This is a genomic window from Micromonospora sp. WMMB482, from assembly GCF_019038635.1.
In the GTDB taxonomy this organism is placed as follows: domain Bacteria; phylum Actinomycetota; class Actinomycetes; order Mycobacteriales; family Micromonosporaceae; genus Micromonospora; species Micromonospora marina.
The window spans coordinates 1-2,464 of sequence record NZ_JAHOPD010000009.1; the positions used below are offsets into that span (position 1 = coordinate 1).

Here is a 2,464-nt window from a genome sequence, read left to right on the forward strand (position 1 = left end):
GCACCTACCGGTCGTGGTCGACGGTTACTCGGTGAGCGACCCGACCACCGCGTACGACTACCGGGACTCGTTCGCGTCCCCGGAGCTGGGCACGCTCTCCGCGCCGTCCACGCCGCTGTCCCTGGCCAACGGCGCCACCGCCACCCTCACCGGTGCGGTGACCGCCCTGTCCACCCCGGCCGCCGGCCGGGAGCTGTACGGCGACATGGCCGTTACCACCACCGAGGGCGCGGTCGTCGGCCGCGGTTCGGTCGAGGTTCTCGCGGTCAACTGATCCGCTGATCCGAAGGAGCCCCGTCCCCTCTCGTAGGGGGCGGGGCTCCTTCGCGTCGTCAGGCGGGGCGGGCGGACTCGACCACGAACGGGGTGCCCTGCTGGCAGGTGGTCATCATGCCCGGCTCGGGGCGGCCGGTGACCTCCACCTTGGCGCCGGCCTTCAACAGGTCGCGCGGACCGCCGACCAGCAGGTGGTCGTCGAGCAGGAGGCAGTTCGGCTCCACACCCGCCCGGATCGTGCCGGTGATGGTGGTGCCACCGACACCCGGCGGGGTCGACGGGCCACCCTTCCAGGTGGGGTTCGGCCGGCTGGGCGTCACGCTGGGCACGGGATCGGGCTGGCTGGTCACCGGGGCGGCTCCCGTCGTACTCGGGCTGGGGCTGGGATCGGCGGACCCGTCGCCGGGTGCGGCGCAGGCGGTCAGCGCGAGACCGGTGAGCAGTGCGACAAGCACCGTACGAGGAGTCTTCATGGTCGGTTGGACGCGGCGGGCGGCCGATCCGTTCCCGGTCAGCCGCGGGCCGCGGCGGCGGCCTTCATGTCGCGCTTGAGCTCCTGCGGCAGCGAGAACGTCAGCCGCTCGTCCGCGGTGGTGATCTCCTCGACGTCGCCGAAGCCCCGCTCGGCCAGGTGGGCGAGCACCTGCTGGACCAGTTCGTCGGGCACGCTCGCGCCGGAGGTCACACCCACTGTCCGGGCGCCGGTCAGCCAGGCGTCCTCGATCTCGTGCGCGAAGTCGACCAGGTAGCCGGCGCGGGCCCCGGCGTCGAGCGCCACCTCGACCAGCCGGACCGAGTTCGAGGAGTTGCGCGAGCCGACCACGATCACCACGTCGCACTCGGGGGCGATCTCCTTGACCACGTGCTGGCGGTTGGAGGTCGCGTAGCAGATGTCGTCGCTGGGCGGCGACTGGAGCAGCGGCAGCCGCTTCTTGAGCCGGGCCACGGTCTCGGAGACCGTGGCCCGGCTCAAGAAGCGGCTGCCGCTGCTCCAGTCGCCGCCCAGCGACGACATCTGCTACGCGACCTCCAACCGCCAGCACGTGGTCAAGGAGATCGCCCCCGAGTGCGACGTGGTGATCGTGGTCGGCTCGCGCAACTCCTCGAACTCGGTCCGGCTGGTCGAGGTGGCGCTCGACGCCGGGGCCCGCGCCGGCTACCTGGTCGACTTCGCGCACGAGATCGAGGACGCCTGGCTGACCGGCGCCCGGACAGTGGGTGTGACCTCCGGCGCGAGCGTGCCCGACGAACTGGTCCAGCAGGTGCTCGCCCACCTGGCCGAGCGGGGCTTCGGCGACGTCGAGGAGATCACCACCGCGGACGAGCGGCTGACGTTCTCGCTGCCGCAGGAGCTCAAGCGCGACATGAAGGCCGCCGCCGCGGCCCGCGGCTGACCGGGAACGGATCGGCCGCCCGCCGCGTCCAACCGACCATGAAGACTCCTCGTACGGTGCTTGTCGCACTGCTCACCGGTCTCGCGCTGACCGCCTGCGCCGCACCCGGCGACGGGTCCGCCGATCCCAGCCCCAGCCCGAGTACGACGGGAGCCGCCCCGGTGACCAGCCAGCCCGATCCCGTGCCCAGCGTGACGCCCAGCCGGCCGAACCCCACCTGGAAGGGTGGCCCGTCGACCCCGCCGGGTGTCGGTGGCACCACCATCACCGGCACGATCCGGGCGGGTGTGGAGCCGAACTGCCTCCTGCTCGACGACCACCTGCTGGTCGGCGGTCCGCGCGACCTGTTGAAGGCCGGCGCCAAGGTGGAGGTCACCGGCCGCCCCGAGCCGGGCATGATGACCACCTGCCAGCAGGGCACCCCGTTCGTGGTCGAGTCCGCCCGCCCCGCCTGACGACGCGAAGGAGCCCCGCCCCCTACGAGAGGGGACGGGGCTCCTTCGGATCAGCGGATCAGTTGACCGCGAGAACCTCGACCGAACCGCGGCCGACGACCGCGCCCTCGGTGGTGGTAACGGCCATGTCGCCGTACAGCTCCCGGCCGGCGGCCGGGGTGGACAGGGCGGTCACCGCACCGGTGAGGGTGGCGGTGGCGCCGTTGGCCAGGGACAGCGGCGTGGACGGCGCGGAGAGCGTGCCCAGCTCCGGGGACGCGAACGAGTCCCGGTAGTCGTACGCGGTGGTCGGGTCGCTCACCGAGTAACCGTCGACCACGACCCGGTAGGTGCCCGGGT

At 72.7% G+C, this 2,464-nt stretch carries 4 protein-coding genes and 2 pseudogenes; 3 read left to right on the forward strand and 3 right to left on the reverse strand.

The annotated features are described in order from the left end of the window. Positions 1 to 274, forward strand: a 274-nt coding sequence (locus tag KSK32_RS00425; RefSeq protein ID WP_216927945.1) for a hypothetical protein, incomplete at its 5' end; no start/stop codon positions are given. Positions 275 to 332: 58 nt separating this feature from the next. Here the strand turns inward: KSK32_RS00425 and KSK32_RS00430 are convergent. After that, on the reverse strand, positions 333 to 749 hold the full coding sequence (locus KSK32_RS00430) for a hypothetical protein (RefSeq protein ID WP_216927946.1): 417 nt from the start codon (positions 747 to 749) through the stop codon (positions 333 to 335). Positions 750 to 787: 38 nt separating this feature from the next. After that, positions 788 to 1,228: pseudogene (locus KSK32_RS00435) on the reverse strand (4-hydroxy-3-methylbut-2-enyl diphosphate reductase); the annotation flags it as partial. 1 nt (position 1,229) lies between these two features. Between KSK32_RS00435 and KSK32_RS00440 the strand changes: the two are divergent. Both KSK32_RS00440 and KSK32_RS00445 read left to right on the forward strand, forming a co-directional pair. Beyond that, positions 1,230 to 1,670, forward strand: a pseudogene (locus KSK32_RS00440) (4-hydroxy-3-methylbut-2-enyl diphosphate reductase); the annotation flags it as partial. A 38-nt stretch (positions 1,671 to 1,708) separates the two neighbouring features. After that, positions 1,709 to 2,125, forward strand: a complete 417-nt coding sequence (locus KSK32_RS00445) for a hypothetical protein (protein WP_216927946.1) — start codon at positions 1,709 to 1,711, stop codon at positions 2,123 to 2,125. A 58-nt stretch (positions 2,126 to 2,183) separates the two neighbouring features. Here KSK32_RS00445 and KSK32_RS00450 read toward each other — a convergent pair. Further along, the coding region (locus KSK32_RS00450) for a hypothetical protein (RefSeq protein ID WP_216927947.1) at positions 2,184 to 2,464 on the reverse strand (281 nt) is incomplete at its 5' end.